The organism is Azospirillum lipoferum (assembly GCF_024170005.1).
GTDB lineage: Bacteria > Pseudomonadota > Alphaproteobacteria > Azospirillales > Azospirillaceae > Azospirillum > Azospirillum lipoferum.
On record NZ_JALJXJ010000002.1, the window covers coordinates 144364 to 165619 of the forward strand.

At 65.8% G+C, this 21256-nt stretch carries 20 protein-coding genes; 7 read left to right on the forward strand and 13 right to left on the reverse strand.

Annotated elements, in window-relative coordinates; all coding sequences use genetic code 11:
- Nucleotides 1-31: 31 nt before the first annotated feature.
- The 9 genes from rseP to aspS form a co-directional block, all read right to left on the reverse strand.
- Nucleotides 32-1165, reverse strand: coding sequence for an RIP metalloprotease RseP (rseP, locus tag J2848_RS04560; RefSeq protein ID WP_149230257.1), 1134 nt, complete (start codon nt 1163-1165; stop codon nt 32-34).
- A gap of 36 nt (nt 1166-1201) precedes the next feature.
- Nucleotides 1202-2410 carry a 1-deoxy-D-xylulose-5-phosphate reductoisomerase gene (locus J2848_RS04565; RefSeq protein WP_149230256.1) on the reverse strand — a complete coding sequence of 403 codons (1209 nt, stop codon included), beginning with the start codon at nt 2408-2410 and terminating at the stop codon, nt 1202-1204.
- Nucleotides 2401-3279 carry a phosphatidate cytidylyltransferase gene (locus J2848_RS04570; RefSeq protein WP_149230255.1) on the reverse strand — a complete coding sequence of 293 codons (879 nt, stop codon included), beginning with the start codon at nt 3277-3279 and terminating at the stop codon, nt 2401-2403. The genes J2848_RS04565 and J2848_RS04570 overlap by 10 nt, the downstream gene beginning before the upstream one ends.
- Nucleotides 3221-3961 (reverse strand): isoprenyl transferase, encoded by a 741-nt coding sequence (locus J2848_RS04575; RefSeq protein WP_149230254.1) that lies wholly within the window; start codon nt 3959-3961, stop codon nt 3221-3223. Before J2848_RS04575 ends, J2848_RS04570 begins: the two co-directional genes overlap by 59 nt.
- 6 nt (nt 3962-3967) lie before the next feature.
- Entirely contained in the window at nt 3968-4525 is a 558-nt protein-coding gene (gene frr, locus J2848_RS04580) for a ribosome recycling factor (RefSeq protein WP_063634334.1), read from the reverse strand.
- Nucleotides 4526-4529: 4 nt separating this feature from the next.
- Nucleotides 4530-5285: a UMP kinase gene (gene pyrH / locus J2848_RS04585; RefSeq protein ID WP_149230253.1), complete on the reverse strand. Its 756-nt coding sequence runs from the start codon at nt 5283-5285 to the stop codon at nt 4530-4532.
- A gap of 67 nt (nt 5286-5352) precedes the next feature.
- Nucleotides 5353-6285 carry a translation elongation factor Ts gene (tsf, locus tag J2848_RS04590; RefSeq protein ID WP_149230252.1) on the reverse strand — a complete coding sequence of 311 codons (933 nt, stop codon included), beginning with the start codon at nt 6283-6285 and terminating at the stop codon, nt 5353-5355.
- Nucleotides 6286-6418: 133 nt separating this feature from the next.
- Complete coding sequence (rpsB, locus tag J2848_RS04595; RefSeq protein WP_149230251.1) at nt 6419-7198, reverse strand: 30S ribosomal protein S2; 780 nt, start codon at nt 7196-7198, stop codon at nt 6419-6421.
- Nucleotides 7199-7439: 241 nt separating this feature from the next.
- On the reverse strand, nt 7440-9266 hold the full coding sequence (gene aspS, locus J2848_RS04600; protein WP_149230250.1) for an aspartate--tRNA ligase: 1827 nt from the start codon (nt 9264-9266) through the stop codon (nt 7440-7442).
- A 343-nt stretch (nt 9267-9609) separates the two neighbouring features.
- On the opposite strand from aspS, the gene rnd reads away from it, so the two are divergent.
- Nucleotides 9610-10800, forward strand: a complete 1191-nt coding sequence (gene rnd / locus J2848_RS04605) for a ribonuclease D (RefSeq protein WP_149230249.1) — start codon at nt 9610-9612, stop codon at nt 10798-10800.
- Between the two features lie 335 nt (nt 10801-11135).
- Nucleotides 11136-12422 carry an EAL domain-containing protein gene (locus J2848_RS04610; protein WP_149230248.1) on the forward strand — a complete coding sequence of 429 codons (1287 nt, stop codon included), beginning with the start codon at nt 11136-11138 and terminating at the stop codon, nt 12420-12422.
- Nucleotides 12423-12431: 9 nt separating this feature from the next.
- On the opposite strand, the gene J2848_RS04615 is transcribed toward J2848_RS04610, so the two are convergent.
- Nucleotides 12432-13193 (reverse strand): SDR family NAD(P)-dependent oxidoreductase, encoded by a 762-nt coding sequence (locus J2848_RS04615; protein ID WP_149230247.1) that lies wholly within the window; start codon nt 13191-13193, stop codon nt 12432-12434.
- Nucleotides 13194-13335: 142 nt separating this feature from the next.
- On the opposite strand from J2848_RS04615, the gene J2848_RS04620 reads away from it, so the two are divergent.
- A complete protein-coding gene (locus tag J2848_RS04620) occupies nt 13336-14202 on the forward strand; it encodes a YicC/YloC family endoribonuclease (RefSeq protein WP_149230246.1) in 867 nt (288 codons plus the stop codon).
- Nucleotides 14203-14241: 39 nt separating this feature from the next.
- A complete protein-coding gene (gene gmk / locus J2848_RS04625) occupies nt 14242-14889 on the forward strand; it encodes a guanylate kinase (RefSeq protein ID WP_149230245.1) in 648 nt (215 codons plus the stop codon).
- Nucleotides 14890-14921: 32 nt separating this feature from the next.
- Here the strand turns inward: gmk and J2848_RS04630 are convergent, their stop codons facing one another.
- Complete coding sequence (locus tag J2848_RS04630; RefSeq protein ID WP_149230244.1) at nt 14922-15653, reverse strand: DUF6065 family protein; 732 nt, start codon at nt 15651-15653, stop codon at nt 14922-14924.
- 233 nt (nt 15654-15886) lie between these two features.
- On the opposite strand from J2848_RS04630, the gene J2848_RS04635 reads away from it, so the two are divergent.
- The 3 genes from J2848_RS04635 to J2848_RS04645 all read left to right on the forward strand — a co-directional run bounded on the left by J2848_RS04635 (nt 15887) and on the right by J2848_RS04645 (nt 19233).
- Nucleotides 15887-17575, forward strand: a complete 1689-nt coding sequence (locus J2848_RS04635; RefSeq protein ID WP_149230243.1) for a methyl-accepting chemotaxis protein — start codon at nt 15887-15889, stop codon at nt 17573-17575.
- Nucleotides 17576-17668: 93 nt separating this feature from the next.
- Nucleotides 17669-18796, forward strand: a complete 1128-nt coding sequence (locus tag J2848_RS04640; RefSeq protein WP_149230242.1) for a PLP-dependent cysteine synthase family protein — start codon at nt 17669-17671, stop codon at nt 18794-18796.
- Nucleotides 18797-18813: 17 nt separating this feature from the next.
- A complete protein-coding gene (locus tag J2848_RS04645; RefSeq protein WP_149230241.1) occupies nt 18814-19233 on the forward strand; it encodes a winged helix-turn-helix domain-containing protein in 420 nt (139 codons plus the stop codon).
- 67 nt (nt 19234-19300) lie between these two features.
- On the opposite strand, the gene J2848_RS04650 is transcribed toward J2848_RS04645, so the two are convergent.
- Both J2848_RS04650 and J2848_RS04655 read right to left on the reverse strand, forming a co-directional pair.
- Complete coding sequence (locus tag J2848_RS04650; RefSeq protein ID WP_042694936.1) at nt 19301-19543, reverse strand: Lrp/AsnC ligand binding domain-containing protein; 243 nt, start codon at nt 19541-19543, stop codon at nt 19301-19303.
- A gap of 4 nt (nt 19544-19547) precedes the next feature.
- The gene (locus J2848_RS04655; protein WP_149230240.1) at nt 19548-21098 is read right to left on the reverse strand and encodes a DEAD/DEAH box helicase; all 1551 of its coding nucleotides are present in this window, start codon (nt 21096-21098) and stop codon (nt 19548-19550) included.
- Nucleotides 21099-21256 lie beyond the last annotated feature (158 nt).

Below are 21256 nucleotides of genomic sequence, written 5' to 3' on the forward strand. Positions count from 1 at the left end.
GCAAATCACGCTCCCTGGCAAGGGGCTGGTTTTAGGAAACCAGTCCCCGGAAGAAATCGACCACGCGCAATTGAACAAGGTCGTTCCACGTGGCGAAGACCATGAGCGTTAATACCAAGGCCAATCCAATTCGGAAACCGTATTCTTGCGCTCGCGCTCCCAATGGCCGGCCGAGCAGCTTTTCGATCCCGTAAAAAAGCAGGTGCCCGCCATCCAGCATCGGCACCGGGAACAGATTGATCAGCCCCAGATTGACCGACAGGAAGGTCATGAACCAAACCAGCGGATACCAGCCGGACTGCGCCACCTCGCCCGACATCTGGGCGATGCGCAGCGGTCCGCCCAATTCCTCCGTCCCGCGCGATCCCTGAACCATCTGGCCCAGCGCGGTGAAGGTTCCGGTGACCATGCCTGCGACTTCTCGTCCCGCCTGCCAGACGGCGGTCAAGGGATCGTGGCGCATCATGCCGACGCTGCCGCGGCTGATCCCGAGCAGACCGATCTGATGGGCGTTACCGAGTCGGTCGGTGACGGTCTGGGAATCCGGCGTGGCGGTCAGGGTCATCACCCGGCCGTCTCGCTTCAGCTCGATCGCCAGCGGCTCGCCCGGACGGATCGAAACGATCTGGCGGATCTCCTCGAATCGCTGAACGCCGGTGCCGTCGACCGACAGGATCAGATCGCCCGGCTTGATGCCGGCGCGCTCCGCGGCACTGCCGGGCTGGATCCCGCCCACGTCCGGTGGGGTAAAGGACTGGCCGGCCGTCATGAACAGCAGAGCCAGAACGACGATGGAGAAGACGAAATTGGCGATCGGACCGGCCGCGACGATGGCCGCGCGTTGCCCCACCCGCTTGTGATGGAAGGAGACTGCCCGCTCCTCCGCCGACATGGCGGTCAGGTGGGCGCCGGGCGTGCTGGCCGGATCGGCGTCGCCGAACATCTTGACGTAACCGCCAAGCGGAAGCGCGCTGAATTTCCAGCGTGTTCCGGTGCGGTCGGTAAAGCCGAACAGCTCCGGTCCGAAGCCAATGGAGAAGGTTTCGATCCGCACGCCGTTGCGCCGCGCGACCAGATAGTGACCAAGCTCGTGCACGAAGACGAGCACGGTGAGGACCAACAAAAAGGCCAGCACCGAGGTCCAGAAACCGCCGATAACGTCCATATCAACCCTTGCGCCTTCCAGCGCCTCGAACGCGGATCATCGGCTGCCAACCGCCGTCGCACCGATGGCCGCAACGCGGCCGGCGGCATCCCGCCTCGCGTCCGCGTCGGCCTCCCGCACGGCGGCGAGATCGCGCAGCGGGCGGTGGGGCAACGCCGTCAACGTCTCCTCGACGATCCTTTCGATGTCGAGAAAGCCGATCCGGCGGTCGAGAAACGCCTGAACGGCCACCTCGTTGGCGGCACTGAGTATAGTAGGAGCGCCCCCACCGCTTTGCAAGGCGGCCCGGGCCAGCCGAAGTGCCGGGAATCGCACGGGATCCGGCTCCTCGAAAGTCAGCGTCGCCGCCTTCACCAGATCCAGCCGCTCCGTCGGCGTGGCGATGCGGGCAGGCCAGCCGAGGGCATAGGCGATGGGTGTGCGCATGTCCGGCGTGCCGAGCTGCGCCAGGACCGAGCCGTCGACATACTCGACCAGCGAGTGGATGACTGATTGCGGATGAACCAGGACGTCGATGCGCTCTTCCGGAATGCCGAAAAGGAAATGGGCTTCGATCAGTTCAAGCCCCTTGTTCATCATGGTGGCGCTGTCGACCGAGATTTTGGCGCCCATGTCCCAGGTCGGGTGGGCCACCGCCTGTTCCCGCGTTACCGCGGCCATGAAGGCGCGATCCCTGGTGCGGAAGGGGCCACCGGACGCAGTCAAGATCAGGCGGGCGACGCTGTCGGTGCGCTCGAAATCAAAGACCTGATAGATGGCAGAATGTTCGCTGTCGACCGGCAGCAGCGTGGCACCGTGAGCCTTGACCTCCTCCATCATGAGGGCGCCGGCGCAGACCAGCACCTCCTTGTTGGCGAAGGCGACGATGGCGCCGCGGCGGACGGCGGCGAGCGTCGGTTCCAGCCCGGCGGCGCCGACGATGGCGGCCATCACCCAGTCGGCTGGGCGCTCGGCGGCGGCGGCGACCGCTTCGGAACCGGCGGCGACCTCGATGCCGGTGCCGGAGAGAAGCTCCTTCAACTCGGCATAAGCAGCCGGATCGGCGACCACGGCCATCCGGGCCTTGAGTTGCCGGGCCTGCCGGGCCAGCAGAGCGACATTCCGGTTGGCGGTCAGCGCCTCCACCGGGAAACGCTCCGGATTGCGGGAGACGAGGTCCACGGTCTGCGTGCCGACCGAGCCCGTGGACCCGAGGATCGTCACGCTGCGCGGCGCATCCGCCACCGCTCCCGCTTTCACCACCATGACAGAACCGATCCAACGGCCGCGTGGAACAGGGCCAGCACCGGGGCCGCGGCCAGTAGCCCGTCGATGCGGTCGAGGATGCCGCCATGCCCGGGAATGAGCTGGCCACTGTCCTTCACATTGTAGCGCCGTTTGACCGCCGATTCGAACAGGTCGCCGGCCTGTCCGACCACCGCGGCGGCGGCTCCAACCATCAGGGCTATGTCCGGACGCGCCGCTCCGAAGGCGAGAGCCACCAGCCAGCCGAACAGAGCCGACGAGACCATGCCGCCAATCAGGCCTGCCCAGGTCTTCTTGGGGCTGATGCGGGGCGCCAGCTTCGGTCCGCCGATGCTGCGGCCGGCGGCATAGGCGCCGATGTCGGTAGCCCAAATGGCAAAGAGGATGAAGAGGAAAAGGGACAAGCCGGTGTCGGGAAGGTCACGAAGCCACAGCAGGCCGGCCATGCCGACCGCGACATAAAGCACGCCGAAGCCAAGCAGGCCGCGGTCGCTGCCTCCGCCGACGATGGCGGTCAGAACCGCAAAAGCAATTGCTGCGCCGGAAGCGGCGGCCGGGCCGGCGGCGATCTGCGCCATCAACGCAACGAGTATTCCGACGGTTGCCATAAGCCGGGCCGGCAGGCGGCGGGCGCTGGGGACGATATTGGTCCATTCGGAGACGGCAATCACCGACCCGAAGGCGATCAGGGCATGGAACACCCAGCCGCCGGCCCATACGGCACCCAATACGACGGGTGCCATGACCAGGGCCGACAGGACGCGGACCTTGAGGTCCCCCGCCTTGGACGGTTTGGCCGGAGCCGGGAGGTCAGCGGGACCCGGCGGTGGTGGCGCCGAAGCGGCGTTCCCGTCGGTGGAACTCTTCAATCGCCGCCTCCAGGTCGCGCTTGGTGAAATCGGGCCAGAGCGTATCGACAAAGACCAACTCGGCATAGGCCGCCTGCCACAGCAGGAAATTGCTGATCCGCTTCTCGCCGCTGGTGCGGATGATCAGGTCGGGGTCCGGGATGTCGGCCGTATAGAGCCGTGCCGACAGCGCATTCTCATCAATGGCCTCGGGCGACAGGCGGCCGGCCGCCACCTCTTCCGCCAGCCGGCGCGCGGCATGGACGATCTCCAACCGCGAGCCGTAGCTGAGCGCAACCACCAGGGTCATCACCCGATTGTCGCGGGTCAAATCCTCGGCATTGTCGATCAGCCGGTTGATGTCCTCGGACAGCCGGGTGCGGTCACCAATGACCCGCAGGCGGATGCCCCCGCGATGCAGTTCAGCGACCTCGCTGCGCAGGTAGAAGCGGAGCAGGCCCATCAGGTCGCTGATCTCCTCCTCCGGCCGGCGCCAGTTCTCCGAAGAGAAGCTGAAGATCGTCAGAGTGCCGATGCCAAGTTCGCGCGCCGCTTCCACGGTGCGGCGGACGGCGTCCACGCCCTTCTTGTGACCGGCAGTGCGCGGCAGACCGCGCGCCTTGGCCCAGCGCCCGTTGCCATCCATGATGATGGCAACGTGCCCGGGGGCCGTGTTGGACCGGTTGTCGTCCGCTTCGCGCATTCCGGATCAGACCTGCATGATTTCCTTTTCTTTTTGCGCAAGCGAGTCGTCGACCATCTTGATGTGCTGGTCGGTCAGGACCTGCACCTTGTCCGCCTGGACCTTGTGCTCGTCCTGGGTGATCTCGCTGGCCTTCTCAGCCTTCTTCAGGCCGTCCATGCCGTCACGACGGATGTTACGGATGGCGACACGGCACTGCTCGGCATATTTGTGGGCGACCTTCGCCAGTTCGGCGCGGCGCTCCTGCGTCAGGTCGGGCAGCGGCACACGGATGACTTGGCCCTCGGCCTGCGGGTTCAGGCCCAGGCCGCTGTCGCGGATGGCCTTCTCGACCGCCTTGGTCATGCCGCGGTCCCACACCTGAACGGAGATCAGGCGCGGTTCCGGAACGGAGACGGTCGCAACCTCGCGCAGGTGCATGCGGCTGCCATAGGCCTCCACCATCACCGGTTCGAGCAGGTTGGACGAGGCGCGGCCGGTGCGCAGACCGCCCAATTCCTTGCGAAACGAGTCAAGCGCGCCTTCCATGCGGCGCTTCAGATCCGATAGGTCGGGCGCAGCCACGGGCCTACTCCCTTTCTTCCGTTATGATGGTGTGCTTGCCACGGCCCTGCATCACTTCGGCGAAGGCGCCGGGCGTGTGGATCGAGAAAACCAGGATGGGAATGTGGTTCTCGCGCGACAGCGCGATCGCCGAAGCGTCCATCACCTGCAGCTCCTTGGTCAGGACATCCATGTAGGTGAGGCGTTCGTAATGCTCGGCCGTCGGATCCTTCTTCGGATCGGCGGTATAGACCCCGTCGACCTGCGTCCCCTTCAGCAGACCGTCACAGCCCATCTCCGAGGCGCGCAGCGCCGCGGCGGTGTCGGTGGTGAAGAAGGGGTTGCCGGTGCCGGCGGCGAAGATCACCACCCGGCCTTTTTCCATGTGACGGACGGCGCGGCGCCGGATATAGGGCTCGCAGACCGTCGACATGGGAATGGCAGACTGCACCCGCGTGCTGACCCCCATCCGTTCGAGCGCACTCTGCATCGAGAGCGCGTTCATCACGGTGGCGAGCATGCCGATATAGTCGGCCGAGGCACGCTCCATGCCGCTCGCCGCACCCTTCACACCCCGGAAGATGTTCCCCCCGCCGATGACCAGACAGACCTGGACGCCGAGCCCGATGACCGCCTTCACCTCGCTGGCGATGCGGTTGACCATCTCCGGGTCCAGGCCATAGTCGCGCTGACCCATCAGCGCTTCGCCCGACACCTTGAGGAGGACGCGCTTGTAGCGGACGCCCTCGGCCGGTGCGGTGGTCCCGGTGGCTTCGACCATGGGGGGAACGCTCCCTTGCTGTTTCAGAATGCGGCGGACGGACCTTAAGCGTTCGACCTTGCCGGTCTCAGCCCTGACCGCTGGCGGCGGCGGCGACTTCGGCGGCGAAGTCCGACTGGGCCTTCTCGATGCCCTCGCCCAGCGCAAAGCGGGTGAAGGCCGTGACCTTGACCGGAGCGCCGATGTCCTTGGCAGCGTTCTCCACCACCTTGCGGACCTTGGTCTCGCCGTCGATCACATAGGTCTGCTCCAGCAGGCAGACTTCCTCGTAGTACTTGCGGACGCGGCCTTCGACCATCTTCTCGATGATGTTCTCCGGCTTGCCCGAAGCACGGGCCTGCTCAGCCAGCACGTTGCGCTCGCGCTCCAGCGACGAGCTGTCGACGTCGGCGATGTCCAGCGCGTCCGGACGGGCGGCGGCGATGTGCATGGCGATCTGCTTGCCGAGGTCGGCCAGCTTGCCGGCGTCGCCGGTCGACTCCAGGGCGACCAGAACGCCGATCTTGCCCAGACCCGGCGCGATGGCCGAGTGGACGTAGCTCACGACCACGCCGGCCGGAACCGACAGGGTGACGCTGCGGCGCAGGTTCATGTTCTCGCCGACGGTGGCGATCAGGCTGGTCAGCTCGTCCTGGGCGGTGTGCGAGGTGCCCGGATAGGCGGCGGCCTTCAGGGCCTCGACGTCGCCACCGGTGGCCAGGGCCAGCTCGGCGGACTTGGCGGCGAAAGCCTGGAACTTGTCGTTGCGGGCGACGAAATCGGTCTCGGCGTTCACCTCGACGACGGCACCCTTGGTACCGGCGGTGGCGACGGCGACCAGACCCTCGGCGGCGACGCGGCCCGACTTCTTGGCGGCGGCGGCGAGGCCCTTCTTGCGCAGCCAGTCGACGGCGCCCTCGAGGTCGCCCTGCGTCTCGTTCAGCGCCTTCTTGCAGTCCATCATGCCCGCGCCGGTCTTCTCGCGCAGTTCCTTGACGAGCGAGGCGGTAATCTCGGCCATGTTGCGCCCTCTTCCTTCCAAGCGATCCGGCAGGCGGATCGGATTGAGTCACAAAGTCAAAACGGGTGGCAACCCATAAAAAAGGCAGCCGGGCCATAGGTCATAAGGCCCGGCTGCCCTTGAACCGTCAGGGTCAGGCCTGGGCGGTCTCGGCGGTCTCTTCCTCCGGCAGCTGCTCGGCCGGGGCATCCTCGGCGGCGCCGACGTCGATGCCGGCGGCGCTCATCTCGGCCTGCAGGCCGTCAAGCACGGCGCCGACCGTCAGATCGCAGTACATCTCGATGGCGCGCAGGGCGTCGTCGTTGCCGGGAATCGGGAAGGCCACGCCGTCCGGATCAGAGTTGCTGTCGAGGACCGCGATGACCGGGATGCCCAGCTTGTTGGCTTCCTTGACCGCGATCGACTCCTTGTTGGTGTCGATGATGAAGATGACGTCCGGCAGGCCGCCCATCTCCTTGATGCCGCCCAGCGCACGCTCCAGCTTGTCGCGCTCGCGGGTCAGTTCCAGCACTTCGCGCTTGGTCAGGCCCGAGGTGTCGCCCGAGAGGCGCTCTTCCATCTCGCGCAGACGCTTGATCGACTGGGAGATCGTCTTCCAGTTGGTCAGCATGCCGCCGAGCCAGCGGTGGTTGACGTAGTACTGGCCGCACTTGGCAGCAGCCTCGGCGATGCGCTCCTGGGCCTGGCGCTTGGTGCCGACGAACAGGACGCGGCCACCACCGGCGACGACGTCACGCACGGCCTGGAGGGCGCGGTGCAGCATCGGGACGGTCTGCTCGAGGTCGATGATGTGCACGCCGTTGCGGACGCCGAAGATGTACTGGTTCATCTTCGGGTTCCAGCGGCGGGTATGGTGACCGAAGTGGACACCGGCTTCCAGCAGCTGGCGCATGGTGAAGGTGGGCATGGTCATGTGGAAAAAATCCCTTTTTCCGGTTGCTCCGCCGCGGGCATTGTCGAGTGCGCATGGAGTCCATGGCTCAAGACACCGGATCGGGCCATCGGGGTAAAGCCGAGGGTCCGCCAGCCCGCGTGAGGTTTTGACGACGGCGCTTACATAGCCCCGCACGCGCATGTTGACAAGGAAAAAGGCCACCCGGACCTGCGTCCGGATGGCCTTTTCACCAATTCGCAAAAGACCTGTCGTTTGACCTTTACGCCTGCGGCGCGGACGGGGCCGCCACCTTCGGCTTCGGCAGGTCGAGCTTCAGGTGCAGTTCCCGCAGACGGGCGGTGTCGACCGGCGCCGGGGCCTGCATCAGCAGATCTTCGGCCCGCTGGTTCAGCGGGAAGGCGATGACCTCGCGGATGTTCGGCTCGTCGGCCAGCAGCATGACGATGCGGTCGATGCCCGGGGCCGAGCCGCCGTGCGGCGGGGCGCCCAGCTTGAACGCGCTCAACATGCCGCCGAATCGGGCTTCCAGCTCCTCCGGCGGATAGCCGGCGATCTCGAAGGCCTTGTACATCACTTCCGGCAGATGGTTGCGGATGGCACCGGACGACAGCTCCACGCCATTGCAGACGATGTCGTACTGGTAGGCCTTGATGTCGAGCGGGTTCATGGTTTCCAGAGCCTTCAGGCCGCCCTGGGGCATGGAGAACGGGTTATGGCTGAAGATGACCTTGTTGGTCTCTTCATCCAGCTCGTACATCGGGAAGTCGACGATCCAGCAGAAGCGGAATGCGTTCTTCTCGATCAGGTCCAGCTCCTCGCCGATGCGGGTGCGGGCGAAGCCGGCCAGCTTGGCCGCCGGGCCGGGCTGGTCGCAGACGAAGAAGATCGCATCGCCGTCCTCGAGACCGGCCAGCTCGCGCAGGGCGGCCTGGGCAGCCTCCGGCACGAACTTGGCGATCGGACCCTTGCCGCCGCCGGCTTCCATGACGATGTAGCCGAGGCCGGGAGCGCCGAGCCCGCGGGCCCAGTCGTTCAGCTTGTCGAAGAAGCTGCGCGGGCGGTCCGAGACCTTCGGCGCGCGGATGGCGCGGACGACACCGCCCTTCTCAAGCGTCTGCTTGAAGGCGCGGAATTCGACGTCGTCGCGCTTGAATACCTCGGTCACGTCGGTGATGACCAGCGGGTTGCGCAGGTCCGGCTTGTCGTTGCCGTATTTCAGCATCGATTCGGCGTAGGAGATGCGGCGGAATGGCAGCCCGTCGATGGCCGGCTTCGAGTCGCGGCGGAAACCGCCGAACTCGTCGAAGATGCCGTGCAGCACCGGCTCGATGGCGGCGAAGACGTCCTCCTGGGTGACGAAGGACATCTCGAAGTCGAGCTGGTAGAACTCGCCCGGGCTGCGGTCGGCGCGGGCGTCCTCGTCGCGGAAGCAGGGGGCGATCTGGAAGTAGCGGTCGAAACCGGCGACCATCAGCAGCTGCTTGAACTGCTGCGGCGCCTGCGGCAGGGCGTAGAACTTGCCGGGATGGTTGCGGCTGGGCACCAGATAATCACGCGCGCCTTCGGGCGAGGAGGCGGTGAGGATCGGTGTCTGGAACTCGGTGAAGCCCTGGTCGATCATGCGGCGGCGCGCCGAGGCGATCACGCGCGACCGCAGCATGATGTTCTCGTGAATGCGCTCGCGGCGCAGGTCGAGGAAGCGGTAGCGCAGGCGCACATCCTCGCCGGCATCGGTGTCCTGGTTGACCTGCAGCGGGATCTGCTCCGCCTCGCCTTCGACGGCCAGTTCGGCGATCTGCAGTTCGATGCGGCCGGTGGGCAGCTTGTCGTTGATGGTCTCGGCCGTGCGCTTCACCACCTTGCCGGTGACGGTGATGACCGATTCCAGCTTCAGCCGGTTCGCGACCTCGAAGGCCGGGTTGGAGGTATCGACCACGCACTGCGTCAGGCCGTAATGGTCGCGCAGGTCGATGAACAGCAGCTGTCCATGGTCGCGCTTCCGGTTCATCCAGCCCGACAGGCGGACGGTTTCACCGGCATTCTCTTCACGAAGCTGGCCGCAGGTGTGCGTGCGGTAGGGGTGCATGGGTCGAAACACCTTGAAAAGGGCGGATTCCGGCGGAAAAAGCGGTCCGACACACCACACCGGACGCGCGCGAAAGTCAAGCCGCGATAGGGCGGAGCACTGCACCGCAGCGGCCGGAATGAGACGTCTGGAACAGTATGAAACATCCGGCACCTCCCTGTTCAACTGTTCCATCCGGCGCTGTGCCGGTCGTTGGACCCAAGTTTAACACCGTGGGAACCGCAGGATAAGCGGAACGGGAAAATCGGGCCGCATGCCGGTCTACCCCGTCCTTTTCGAACGCGCATCGGCTTCGCGCGTCGGCGGACTTTCAAGCACCCGTTCGGTCGTGTATGAAGCAACCATGACGCTCATCACGACAACCGACGCCCTTCAGGCCTTCTGTCAGTCGCTGGCAGGGGCCGAGTACATCACGGTCGACACCGAGTTCCTGCGGGAAAAGACCTATTGGCCGCAACTGTGCCTCGTCCAGGTCGGCGGGCCCGACGGCGCGGTCGCCATCGACCCGCTGGCCGATGGCATCGACCTGGCGCCGCTGTTCGCGCTGATGAGCGACCCGTCGGTGCTGAAGGTGTTCCATGCCGCCCGACAGGACGTGGAGATCTTCTGGCACCTGTCGGGCCAGATCCCGCATCCGCTGTTCGACACCCAGGTCGCGGCGATGGTCTGCGGCTTCGGCGAAAGCGTGGGCTATGAAACGCTGGTGACAAAGCTGGCCGGCGCCCGCATCGACAAGTCCAGCCGCTTCACCGACTGGTCGCACCGGCCGCTGACCGAGCGCCAGCTGACCTACGCCCTGTCCGACGTCATCCATCTGCGCCCGGCCTACGAGAAGCTGAAGCGCCGCCTCGCCCGTTCCGGCCGCTCCCACTGGCTGGAAGAGGAGATGGCGATCCTGACCGACCCGGCCACCTATCAGGTCGATCCGGAAAGCTCCTACCTGCGGCTGAAGGTGCGGACCAACAAGCCGCGCTTCATGGCGATCCTCAAGGAGCTGGCGGCCTGGCGCGAGCGCGAGGCCCAGCGCCGCGACCAGCCGCGGTCCCGCATCCTGCGTGACGAGGCGCTGCTGGAAATCGCCGCCCATGCGCCGACCACCGTCGACGATCTCGCCCGGACCCGCGGGCTCGGCCGCGGCTTCGCCGAAGGGCGCCAGGGCGCCGACGTTCTGGCTGCGGTGCAGGCGGGGCTCGACCTGCCGGACAGCGCCCTGCCCCGGGTCGAACCGCGCGAAGAACCACCGCCCGGCCTGCAACCGATCGTCGAACTTCTGCGCGTCTTGTTGAAGATGAAGTGCGACGAGAACAATGTCGCGGCGAAGCTGGTGGCGTCGTCGGCCGATCTGGAAGCCCTGGCTGCTGATGACGGCGCAGACATTCCGGCGATGCAGGGATGGCGACGCGAACTGTTCGGCAATGATGCACTTGCCTTGAAGCACGGAAAGATCGGCCTTGCGGTTATAGACCGTCGCGTCCGCATTGTTCCTGCTGGCGAACCCCGCCCATCGGCAGCCACGCCCGAATCCGAAACTTGACCTTTTCGGATGGCGTCGCTTCGATAACTGCGATGCCTTTGCCACAGTCCGGGTGCGTCCTGCACCCGGACTTCAGCTTTAAGGGCTTTTTAAAGAAAGTTACGGTTAAGATCGGTTCGGCTTCGCAGCATCGGACGGATCGGGCATGCTCGGCCATTCTATCGGCCGAAAGATTTGCCGGCCGAAAGATCTGTTGCCTGTAAGGATCTGCCGGCCGGAAATGGGCTGCCCAGGCACTGATGCCGGGATGGAAGACTGAAAGGCTGCCGAACAAAGAGCGGCCGTGGATACGGGTGGTGGGCAGGCGCGATGCTTGTTGTGGGAGTGAGCAAGGTATGAGCAGGTTTGGCGGCAGACCACCCATTGGACGGGACCGTGTCCGGCTTTCCACGACGGAGAAGCAGGCCGCCGTTGCCGCCGCCAAGGACCAGAAGCCGGAGTTCGACAACGACAAGCTGCTGAACCTGCTGCGGTCGGCAAAGAACGAACTGCAGGGCATGCGTCTAATCCACATGCACCTGTCGCTTTTGAAGGACCGCGACCCCAGCAGCCAGATGATGGTGCGCTCCATCATCCAGGAGTTGGCCAGCAAAGCCTCCTATCTTCAGTCCTTCAACATCTCCAACGGCGATGTCATCATCCTCTACAAGGGGCTGAAGCTGACCGGCGTCACCGATGTCTGCCAGACGGTGGAGCAGGTCTTCCTGTCGAAGACGACGCTGACCGGGCCGAACCCCTATAAGGAATATTCGCTCTATTCGATCATGGAACTGGCGTTGAACTTCATCAACGTCATCCGTTTCATCGAAGAACTGCAAGCGAACGAGACCGGGCAGCACGTCACCGAGACCAAGCCACCGATCACGCTGGAAGAACTCGGCAAGCTCGAACGCTCCATGCAGATGTTTGACCTGTCGCCTTTTCTGTTCAACCAGGGTATCGCCAACATCGGCACCGGCGATGCGGAGATGGAGTATTTCGAACTCTATATCTCCATCAAGCTGCTTCAGGAGCGGCTCTGCCCCGATTACGACATCACCGCCAACAAGTGGCTGTTCAACTACTTCACCGCCAATCTCGACCAGTCGGTGCTGCGCGCCCTGAACCATGGGCTGAGCTTCATGCGCGGCCGGCGGATCGGCATCAACATCAACCTGTCCACCGTGATTTCGACCGGCTTCGTAAAGTTCGACGAACGGTTGCCGATCGATTTCCGCGGGCAGGTGGTGCTGGAAGTGTCGAAGGGCGACCTGATCGAGAACCTGTCGCTGTTCAACGAGGTGGTGGAGTTCGCCCAGGATCGCCGCTACCAGATCGCGGTCGACGGACTGAACCCGTTCTGGGTGACGAACTTCGACCTGGAATATCTGAACGCCGATTACGCCAAGATCTTCTGGTCGAACGACATGCTGGAGATGGACCCGTCGTTCGAGAAGTATTTCCGCGACCGCATCGCCGAACAGGACCGCTGCAAGTTCATCCTGGCGCGCTGCGACAGCGTGACCAGCCTGGTCTATGCCCACAAGATGGGAATCAATCTGGTCCAAGGCCGCGCCGTCGACAACATCATGCGCAAGGGCGTCAGCGTCCGCGAGGCCATCGCCCACGCCAAGGTGGATTGAAGGCGGCGGTTACGGCTTGCGCGGCGCCTGCCGCAGCAGGCCGTCGGTCCAGGCCGGGGGCAGCAGGGCCAGCAGCCAGACCGCGGCCATCATCGGCCAGGGAAAGGCGATCCGTGGCCGATTGCGCTCCAGCCCGCGGCGGATGACGCGGGCGGCATCATCCGTTTCCATCAGGAAGGGCATGGGGAAGCGATTCACCGCCGTCATCCGGCTTTTGACGAAGCCGGGGCAGATCACCGACACGCCGATCCCCTCCCCGGCCAGATCACCGCGCAACGCCTCGCCATAGACCCGGACCATCGCCTTGCTGGCGCAATAGGCCGGCGCGCCGGGAAGGCCGCGGAAGCCGGCCAGCGAGGCCATGATGGCGATCTGCCCGCGCCGCCGCGCCCGCATCGCCGGAAGCAGCGGGTGGATGCTGTTCAGAACGCCGTCGATGTTCACCGCCAGGATGCGCCGGGCCTGCTCTTCCGTCTCGCCGCCGTCGCCGGTGCCGGCGGACATGCCCGCGTTGGCGATCAGCAGGTCGACCGGAGCGTCGGCGTCGATGCGCGCCAGCCACCCTGCCATCGCGGCACGGTCGGCCACGTCGAGCACCGCCGTCTCAACCCGTGCACCGGCGGCGCGGCAGCGCTGGGCCACCGCCTCAAGCCTTGCGGAGTCGCGGCCGGTCAGCGCGAGCACAATTCCGGAAGCCGCATAGAGGTCGGCCAAGGCCTCGCCGATGCCGCTGGAAGCGCCGGTGATGACGATGGAACGCGGCTGTTTCATGAGGTTTCCGCCCGGTTGACCGGCCGCCATATGGCGCCGAAGCTTGTTGTGGGGTGACGTCGCGTTTATAAGCACGACACCAATCGACACCGCTTTTCAAAAGAGGCCGCCTTTGCCAGCCCATCGCCCCGTCATTGCCAGCATGACCGGTTTCGCGCGCGTCGACGGGCACGGCCACGGCTATTCCTGGACCTTCGAGGCCAAGAGCGTCAATGGTCGCAGCCTCGATCTGCGCTGCCGCCTGCCGTCCGGCTTCGACAGTGTCGAAGCGGCGGCCCGTGCCGATGTGCCGAAGCGGCTGGCTCGCGGCAACGTCAACCTGACGCTGACCGTCAACCGCGCCCAGGCGGTGTCGCAACTGCGCATCAACCGCGAGCTTCTGGCCCAGGTTCTGGAGATCGCGCGGGAGATCGAAGGTGCCGGCGCCGCCCCGCCGCGGCTGGATTCGCTGCTGGCGGTCCGCGGCATCATCGAGCCGGTGGAAGAGGACGAGACCGAGGCGCGCGAGCGTGTCGAGTCGGCGCTGAAGGGCGATCTGGTCAAGCTGGTCGACCATCTGGTGGTCAACCGTCTGGCTGAGGGTGCCCGCATCGCCGAGGTGCTGAACGGCCATCTCGACGAGATCGCACGGCTGGTGGAGGCGGCATCGGCCTGCGCCTCCACCCAGCCGGAGGCGCTGCGCGAGAAGCTGCGCGCCCAGGTCGCGGCGATCCTCGGCTCCTTCCCCGCCCTGTCGGAGGAGAGGCTGGCCCAGGAGGCGGCGATCCTGATCGGCAAGGCCGATGTCCGTGAGGAGTTGGACCGCCTGCGCGCCCACATCCAGGCCGCGCGCGACATGATGGCGGAGGGCGGAGCCATCGGCCGCCGGTTCGACTTCCTGTGCCAGGAGTTCAACCGCGAGGCCAACACGCTCTGCTCCAAATCGGCGGACGTCGATCTGACCCGCATCGGCCTGTCGCTGAAGGCCTCGATCGAGCAGCTTCGCGAGCAGGTCCAGAACATCGAGTGACGACCGGCATCAGTTAACTGCCAACTGCGAGTGAGCGCCATGGCTGCGACCAATACCTCCCCGATCCACCGGCGCGGCCTGATGCTGGTGCTGTCCTCCCCGTCGGGCGCCGGCAAGACCACCATCGCCCGTGGCCTGCTGGAACGCGATCCCGGCATCACCATGTCGGTGTCGGTGACCACCCGGGCGATGCGCCCGGGCGAGGTCGAAGGGCTGGACTATTACTTCATCGACCAGCAGCGCTTCGACCGCATGGCGGAGACCGGCGACCTGCTGGAACATGCCCGCGTCTTCGGCAATTGCTATGGCACGCCGCGGGTGGCGGTGGAGGACGCGCTGGGGGCCGGCCGCGACGTGCTGTTCGCCATCGACTGGCAGGGTGCGCAGCAACTGGCGCAGAACGCCCGCGACGATCTGGTCAGCGTCTTCGTCCTGCCGCCGTCGGTCAGCGAGCTGGAACGTCGACTGCGCGGACGCGGCCAGGATTCGGAGGAGGTCATCGCCAACCGCATGGCGAAGGCATCCAACGAGATCAGCCACTGGCCGGAATATGACTATGTCATCGTCAACAGCGACGTGAACGAGAGCATCGCCGCGGTCGAGTCGATCCTGCATGCCGAACGGCTGCGCCGCCGCCGTCAGGTCGGCCTGCCGGAGTTCGTGCGCAGCATCCAGGACACGCTGTAACCGCTTGCCCAGTAACTATTCGTTCGGATTAGCTATTTGTCCGGAAACGGCTTCGCCCGCACCTTGATCTCATGGTCGGGCGGGCCGTCGCTGCCGTCCGGCTGTTTGCCGCGGTAATAGCCCTTCTGCCAGCGTTCCTGGGCCGCGGCGCTGCCGGGCGTCTGAAGGTCGCTGTTGAACTGGCTGCGCGAGGTCGCCCAGGCACGGTACTGCGCCGCCGTCTCCGGATCGCTGTCGAGGTCGCGGACCTCCGGCGTCAGGCTTTCCACCAGACCGCGCTGGATCGGCATCAGATGGGCGAAGGGCTCCCCCTTCTCCCAGGTCACCGGCATGCCGGCCGCGGTGAATTTCCAGTTCATGGTGAAGGGATAGGGCGACCAGTCAGTCTCGATGATCCCCGACAGGCCCATGATGCCGTGCTTCGGATGGTTCAGCGGGCCGGTGACCATCAGGTTGACCCCTGGCGGGGTGCGGAACAGCGCCGCGACATGGAAAGTCAGCACGCCGCTGCCAAAATGGCTGGCCGGCAGCAGGGGATGCGCCTCGTCCGCCGTGACGGTGATGGCCTCCACCCCCACCCCGCCATTCCACACCGCACTGACCCGCACCGGGCAGCAGACCTCCCACCCATGCATGCTGGCGATGTTCAGTGGCAGGCAACGGTAACCATACTGTTCCGGCAGAGCGTCGATCCAGTCACGGGTCGTGCGGGCCGGGCGGATATCGGGCAATGCGCCCGAGAGCGGATAAGCGATCAGCGTCATGACGTCGCATCCTGCCAGAGTTCGGCATCCGGTGTAACCCTAGTGCATCAATGGTCACAACCACTTACGACGCCATTCGGATTACTCCTCCCCGAACTATGGGAATTGCACCGACGAACAATACTCCAGTATGACCGTCTTGTTGCATTAGCGTCAGATTAATTAGCGAAGCGTAGCATCCTGCGCCGTCAGACCGCGGACGCCGCTTCATGCGTATGAGGTAGAACTGGGCGATGATCGGCAAACTTCACAGCATCAAGGCGAAGCTCCTGATCCTTCAGGGGCTGTTTCTCGTCACCATCCTGGTGGCCGGCATCTGGTCCGCGACGTCGAAGCGCGAGACCATGGTGGAGGGATACCGCAACTCCATCCAGGCGGTGGTGCAGACCTCGCTGTCGATCATGAAGGCCTACGACGCCCGTTCCGCCAAGGGCGAGTTCAGCCGGGAGGAGGCGCAGAACCGTGCCAAGGTCGCACTGCGGGCCCTGCGTTTCTTCGGCAGCGAGTATATGTTCGGTTACGAGTTCGACGGTACCAACGTCTTCCACGGCGTGCGTGCCGACCTGGAGGGAACGCGCAAGCTGGCCGATTTCAAGGACAGCAACGGCGTGCTGGTGATCCGCGGCCTGATCGACTCGGCGCGCAGCGGCGACGGCACCCTGATCTACAACTTCCCCAAGGCCGGCGGGACCGAACCCTTTCCGAAGCTGGCCTATGCCGCGATCTATGAGCCGTGGGGCTGGATGATCGGCACCGGCGTCTACATCGACGACGTCGACGCCGCCTTCCGCAGCACGCTGATCAACACACTGATCGTGACGCTGGCCGCAGCCCTGCTGCTGGGACTGTTCGGCATCCGTCTGGTGTCGCGCATCGGCAAGGGGCTGGACGGCATCGCCACCGCCACCGGCCGCATCGCCAAGGGCGATCTGGTCGCCCAGGTCGCCGGCACCGATCGCGCCGACGAGGTGGGGGCGCTGGCCCGCTCGGTCGAGACCCTGCGCCTCAGCGCCATCGAGGCCGAGGATCTGCGCCGTCGTCATACGGCACTGGAACGGGAAGCCGAGGAGACCCGCCGTGCCACCATGAAGCGGTTGGCCGATGAGTTCGAAAACACGGTCGGCGCGCTGGTCCATTCGGTCGCCGAGTCGGCCGGTCAGCTGACCCACACCTCCGGCGCCATGAGCAGCGGGGCGGAGCAGACCACCCGCCTGATGAACGGCGCCGCCCGCGCCGCCGAGACAACGTCCGGCAATGTCCAGGCGGTGGCGGGGGCGACCGAGGAGCTGGCCGCCTCCATCCGCGAGATCGCCCAGCAGATCGCCGAGTCGACGACGGGCTCCGCCCGCGCGGTGGAGGATGTCCGCCGCACCTACGCCCTGATCGAACAGCTGGACGGCGTCGCCCGCCGCACCGTGGAGGTGGTCGACCTGATCCGGTCCATCGCCGAGCAGACCAACCTGCTGGCGCTGAACGCGACCATTGAAGCGGCCCGCGCCGGAGAAGCCGGCAAGGGCTTCGCCGTCGTCGCCAGCGAGGTGAAGAATCTCGCCAACCAGACGGCCAAGGCGACCGACGACGTGCAGGCACAGATCGCGGCGATGACCGACGCAACATCCTCCGTCGTCGAGGCGATGCGCGGGGTCGGCGGCGTGATCGAGACGGTGAACAGCGTCGCCTCGAGCATCTCCGCCGCCATCGAGGAGCAGGGTGCGGCGACCCGCGACATCAGCCAGAACGTCAACGAGGCGGCGCAGGGCGTCAGCTCGGTGTCCGACAGCCTGACCATGGTGTGCAGCCACGCGACCGCCACCGGTCAGGCCTCCGCCGAAGTCGCCGCCGCGGCCCGTGCGGTGGGCGAGCGCGCCGACCGCATGCTGGGCGAGGTGTCGGCCTTCGTCGCCCGCATCCGCCAGGGCTGACCATCCGCTGCGGCGGGGAGGGGAATTCTACCGGATGCATTCGGTAAAATTCCGCGCTATGGATGGGGCCAGCGAACTGTCGGACAGGACCCCATGACCGCCCCCTCCACCGCTCAGACTACCCCCACCTCTGCCCGCCGTGGTTGGCTCGACGAGGCTCTGCGCCGGATCGAGGCGGACGTGAACCGCTCCGCCGATACCCATCTGCTGCGGCTGCCGATCCCGGCGGTGCCGGGGATCACGCTGTATCTGAAGGATGAATCGACCCATCCCACGGGCAGCCTGAAGCACCGGCTGGCGCGCTCGCTGTTCCTCTACGCCATCTGCAACGGCTGGGTCCGCGAGGGCACGACGGTGATCGAGGCGTCGTCGGGCTCCACCGCGGTGTCCGAGGCTTATTTCGCCCAGTTGCTGGAGTTGCCCTTCGTCGCCGTGGTGCCGCGCAACACCTCGCCCGCCAAGATCGCGCAGATCGAATTCTATGGCGGTCGCTGCCATATGGTTGAGCGCGCGTCGGAGGTCTGTGCCGAGGCGCAGCGGCTGGCCCGCGACTGCGACGGCCACTTCATGGACCAGTTCACCTATGCCGAGCGCGCCACCGACTGGCGCGGCAACAACAATATCGCCCAATCGATCTTCGAACAGCTGGCGCAGGAACCGCATCCGGTGCCGGACTGGATCGTCTGCGGCGCCGGCACCGGCGGCACCTCGGCCACCTTCGGGCGCTATGTCCGCTATCGCCGGCTGCCGACTCGGGTCTGCGTGGCCGATCCGGAGCATTCCGCCTTCTTCGCCGGTTTCCGCGACAACGACCCGAAGGCCAGCATCGGCCGCGGGTCGGGCATCGAGGGCATCGGGCGGCCGACGGTGGAACCGTCCTTCCAGCCGACGGTGATCGACCGGATGATCCGCGTGCCCGACGCCGCCAGCATCGCTGCCGTCTGGGTGCTGCGCGAGCGGCTGGGGCGCGCCTGCGGCGGCTCGACCGGCACCAACCTGATGGGCGCCATCGAGCTGATCGCTGGCATGATGCGTGAGAGCCGGCAGGGCAGCGTCGCCACGCTGATCTGCGATCCCGGCGAACGCTATATGGGGACCTATTTCAACCGCGACTGGCTGGCGTCGAGCGGGCTGGACATCGACCCGTGGCGCGAGCGGATCGACGCCTTCTTCCGGACCGGCGCCTGGAGCGGCGACGGGCTGGAAACGGCCGGGCACTGAGCGGGGAGCCGGCCGTCATGACCCGCATGCGGATCCGCATCGATTTCGAGACCGGCGGTTCGATCGGTCCCGGCAAGATCGCGCTGCTGGAGCGGATCCGGGACACCGGCTCCATCTCCGCCGCCGGCCGGGCCTTGGGGATGTCCTACCGGCGGGCGTGGCTGCTGGTGGATGACCTGAACCGCATCTTCCGCGAGCCGGTGGTAAGTGCGGCGGTCGGCGGCAAGCATGGTGGCGGCACGGTGCTGACCGCCTTCGGCGAACAGGTCATCGACCATTACCGCGCGGTCGAACGCGAGGCCCATGTGGCGACCGCCCACCGGCTGGCGGCGCTGGCTGCGGGGACGAATCCCGACTATGGCGCGGACAGGCAGGTCGATGACCGGAGTTTCGCGAGCGATCCGGCAGTGGGGCCGGGCTGCGGACCGGAGAAATAACCGGCTTCGGGCAACAAAAAAGCCGGGCAGATCGCCCGGCCTTTTCATTCCCGCATTCCGAACCCGGCTATGCGAACGCCTTGTACGCAATCAGCGTAAAGGTGTCGCGCACGCCCGCGAGAGTCTGCACATGCTCCGTCACGAAGCGGCCGATGTCATCGTCCTGCTTCAGGTAGCACTTCATCAACAGGTCGTACTGACCGGAGATGGAATGCACCTCCGACACCTGTTCAATCAGTTGCACCGCCTGGTCGGCAACCTCATAGGCGCGGCCAAGATCGCATTTGACCATGACGAAGATGGTCTGCACGGGCTCAGCCCTCCTGCGACGGTTCGGTCGAGGCTTCGGTGGACGGACGCGGACGAGCCGAGCGCAGCATGAAGGCAGGCATATGGTCGCCGAAACCGATCACCTGCACGTCGTCGTCATCATCGTCGCGGCGGCGGCGGCGGTCACCGCGGTCGCGATCACGGCGCGGCTCGCTGTTGCGGCGGGACTCGGCGGCAGCCAACGATTCGCGGGGCTGGCGCTCCTCACGGACCGGACGATCCTCGCGCACTGGGCGCTCGTCACGGGCAGGGCGCTCTTCGCGAGGCGCTGCCTCCTCGCGCGGGGCGCGCTCCTCACGACCGCCGCGGGGCGGACGGCCTTCCGAACGGGACTCCGGCTTGGCACCGCGGCCGCCACGGCCGCGGCCACGCCCGCGGGAGCTGCTGCTGTCTTCCTCGCCGAACTCGGCCGTCTCCAGGCCGTCGATGGCGATCATGGGGATCTCCCGCTTGATGAGGCGCGTGATGGCACCGACCAGTTTCGTGTCGTCCGGCGTGGCCAGCATGAAGGCCCGACCCTGCTTGCCGGCGCGGCCGGTACGGCCGATCCGGTGGACATAGTCGTCGGGGGTCAGCGGCACGTCAAAATTGAAGACGTGGCTGAGCCCCTGGACGTCGATGCCGCGGGCGGCGACGTCGGAGCAGACCAGCAGCGTGATCTCACCCTGCTTGAACCGCTCCAGCGTCTCGGTACGCTTCGACTGCACCATGTCACCATGCAGCGCGCCGACGTTGAAGCCATGGCGTTCCAGCGACTTCTGCAGAACGGCGATGTCGCGCTTGCGGTTGCAGAAGATGAAGGCGTTCTTGACGTCCTCGGTCTGCAGCAGATGACGCAGGGCCTTGCGCTTGTCCATGTCGTGGACCAGCACCATCGCCTGCGTCACAGTCTCCGCCGGCGAGGCGGGCGGAGCAACCGAGATTTCCAGCGGCTGGGTCAGGAAGGCATCGGCCAGACGGCGGATTTCCGGCGGCATGGTCGCCGAGAAGAACAGGGTCTGGCGATTCTTCGGCAGCTTGCTGACGATACGCTCGATATCCGGGATGAAGCCCATGTCGAGCATGCGGTCGGCCTCGTCGATGACGAAGACCTTGATGTCGTTCAGCATGATGTTGCCGCGCTCGAACAGGTCGATGAGACGACCCGGAGTCGCGATCAGCACATCCACGCCACGATCAAGCTTCTTCACCTGTTCGGTGAAGGTCTCGCCGCCGATCAGCAGCGCCATGCTGAGCTTGTGGTACTTGCCGTAGGTCTCGAAGCTTTCCGACACCTGGGCAGCCAGCTCGCGCGTCGGCTCCAGGATCAGCGACCGCGGCATCCGCGCACGGGCACGGCCCGACGCCAGGATGTCGATCATGGGCAAGGTGAAGCTCGCCGTCTTGCCGGTGCCCGTCTGCGCGCAGCCCAGCACGTCGCGGCGTTGCAGGACACAGGGAATTGCCTGTTCCTGAATGGGCGTCGGTTGGGTGTAACCCTTGTCCTCGATGGCGCGCAGGACGTCAGGGCCAAGCCCAAGTTCCGAAAAAAGCATCCAACCTGTTTCTGTTCTGGAGTGCGCAAATCGAGCGTTCGACGCCCGATGCCTGGATGAGGCCGAAGAATAGGAAGTCAAAGCTGCATGTCAATAGATCCGATGTTCGGAACCCGAAAATTGGCGCGAAAACACGCCGCGTTGGCGAAATCGGCGCC

Excerpts from the sequence above, each read along its gene's own strand:
- J2848_RS04565 (WP_149230256.1), bottom strand. The coding sequence starts at position 2,410 with ATGGTGGTGAAAGCGGGAGCGGTGGCGGATGCGCCGCGCAGCGTGACG.
- J2848_RS04655 (WP_149230240.1), bottom strand. The coding sequence starts at position 21,098 with ATGCTTTTTTCGGAACTTGGGCTTGGCCCTGACGTCCTGCGCGCCATC.
- J2848_RS04645 (WP_149230241.1), top strand. The coding sequence starts at position 18,814 with ATGACCCGCATGCGGATCCGCATCGATTTCGAGACCGGCGGTTCGATC.
- rnd (WP_149230249.1), top strand. The coding sequence starts at position 9,610 with ATGACGCTCATCACGACAACCGACGCCCTTCAGGCCTTCTGTCAGTCG.
- J2848_RS04635 (WP_149230243.1), top strand. The coding sequence starts at position 15,887 with ATGATCGGCAAACTTCACAGCATCAAGGCGAAGCTCCTGATCCTTCAG.
- J2848_RS04630 (WP_149230244.1), bottom strand. The coding sequence starts at position 15,653 with ATGACGCTGATCGCTTATCCGCTCTCGGGCGCATTGCCCGATATCCGC.
- J2848_RS04610 (WP_149230248.1), top strand. The coding sequence starts at position 11,136 with ATGAGCAGGTTTGGCGGCAGACCACCCATTGGACGGGACCGTGTCCGG.
- J2848_RS04620 (WP_149230246.1), top strand. The coding sequence starts at position 13,336 with ATGACCGGTTTCGCGCGCGTCGACGGGCACGGCCACGGCTATTCCTGG.
- rpsB (WP_149230251.1), bottom strand. The coding sequence starts at position 7,198 with ATGACCATGCCCACCTTCACCATGCGCCAGCTGCTGGAAGCCGGTGTC.
- rseP (WP_149230257.1), bottom strand. The coding sequence starts at position 1,165 with ATGGACGTTATCGGCGGTTTCTGGACCTCGGTGCTGGCCTTTTTGTTG.
- J2848_RS04640 (WP_149230242.1), top strand. The coding sequence starts at position 17,669 with ATGACCGCCCCCTCCACCGCTCAGACTACCCCCACCTCTGCCCGCCGT.
- gmk (WP_149230245.1), top strand. The coding sequence starts at position 14,242 with ATGGCTGCGACCAATACCTCCCCGATCCACCGGCGCGGCCTGATGCTG.
- pyrH (WP_149230253.1), bottom strand. The coding sequence starts at position 5,285 with ATGGTCGAAGCCACCGGGACCACCGCACCGGCCGAGGGCGTCCGCTAC.
- J2848_RS04615 (WP_149230247.1), bottom strand. The coding sequence starts at position 13,193 with ATGAAACAGCCGCGTTCCATCGTCATCACCGGCGCTTCCAGCGGCATC.
- tsf (WP_149230252.1), bottom strand. The coding sequence starts at position 6,285 with ATGGCCGAGATTACCGCCTCGCTCGTCAAGGAACTGCGCGAGAAGACC.
- aspS (WP_149230250.1), bottom strand. The coding sequence starts at position 9,266 with ATGCACCCCTACCGCACGCACACCTGCGGCCAGCTTCGTGAAGAGAAT.
- J2848_RS04575 (WP_149230254.1), bottom strand. The coding sequence starts at position 3,961 with ATGCGCGAAGCGGACGACAACCGGTCCAACACGGCCCCCGGGCACGTT.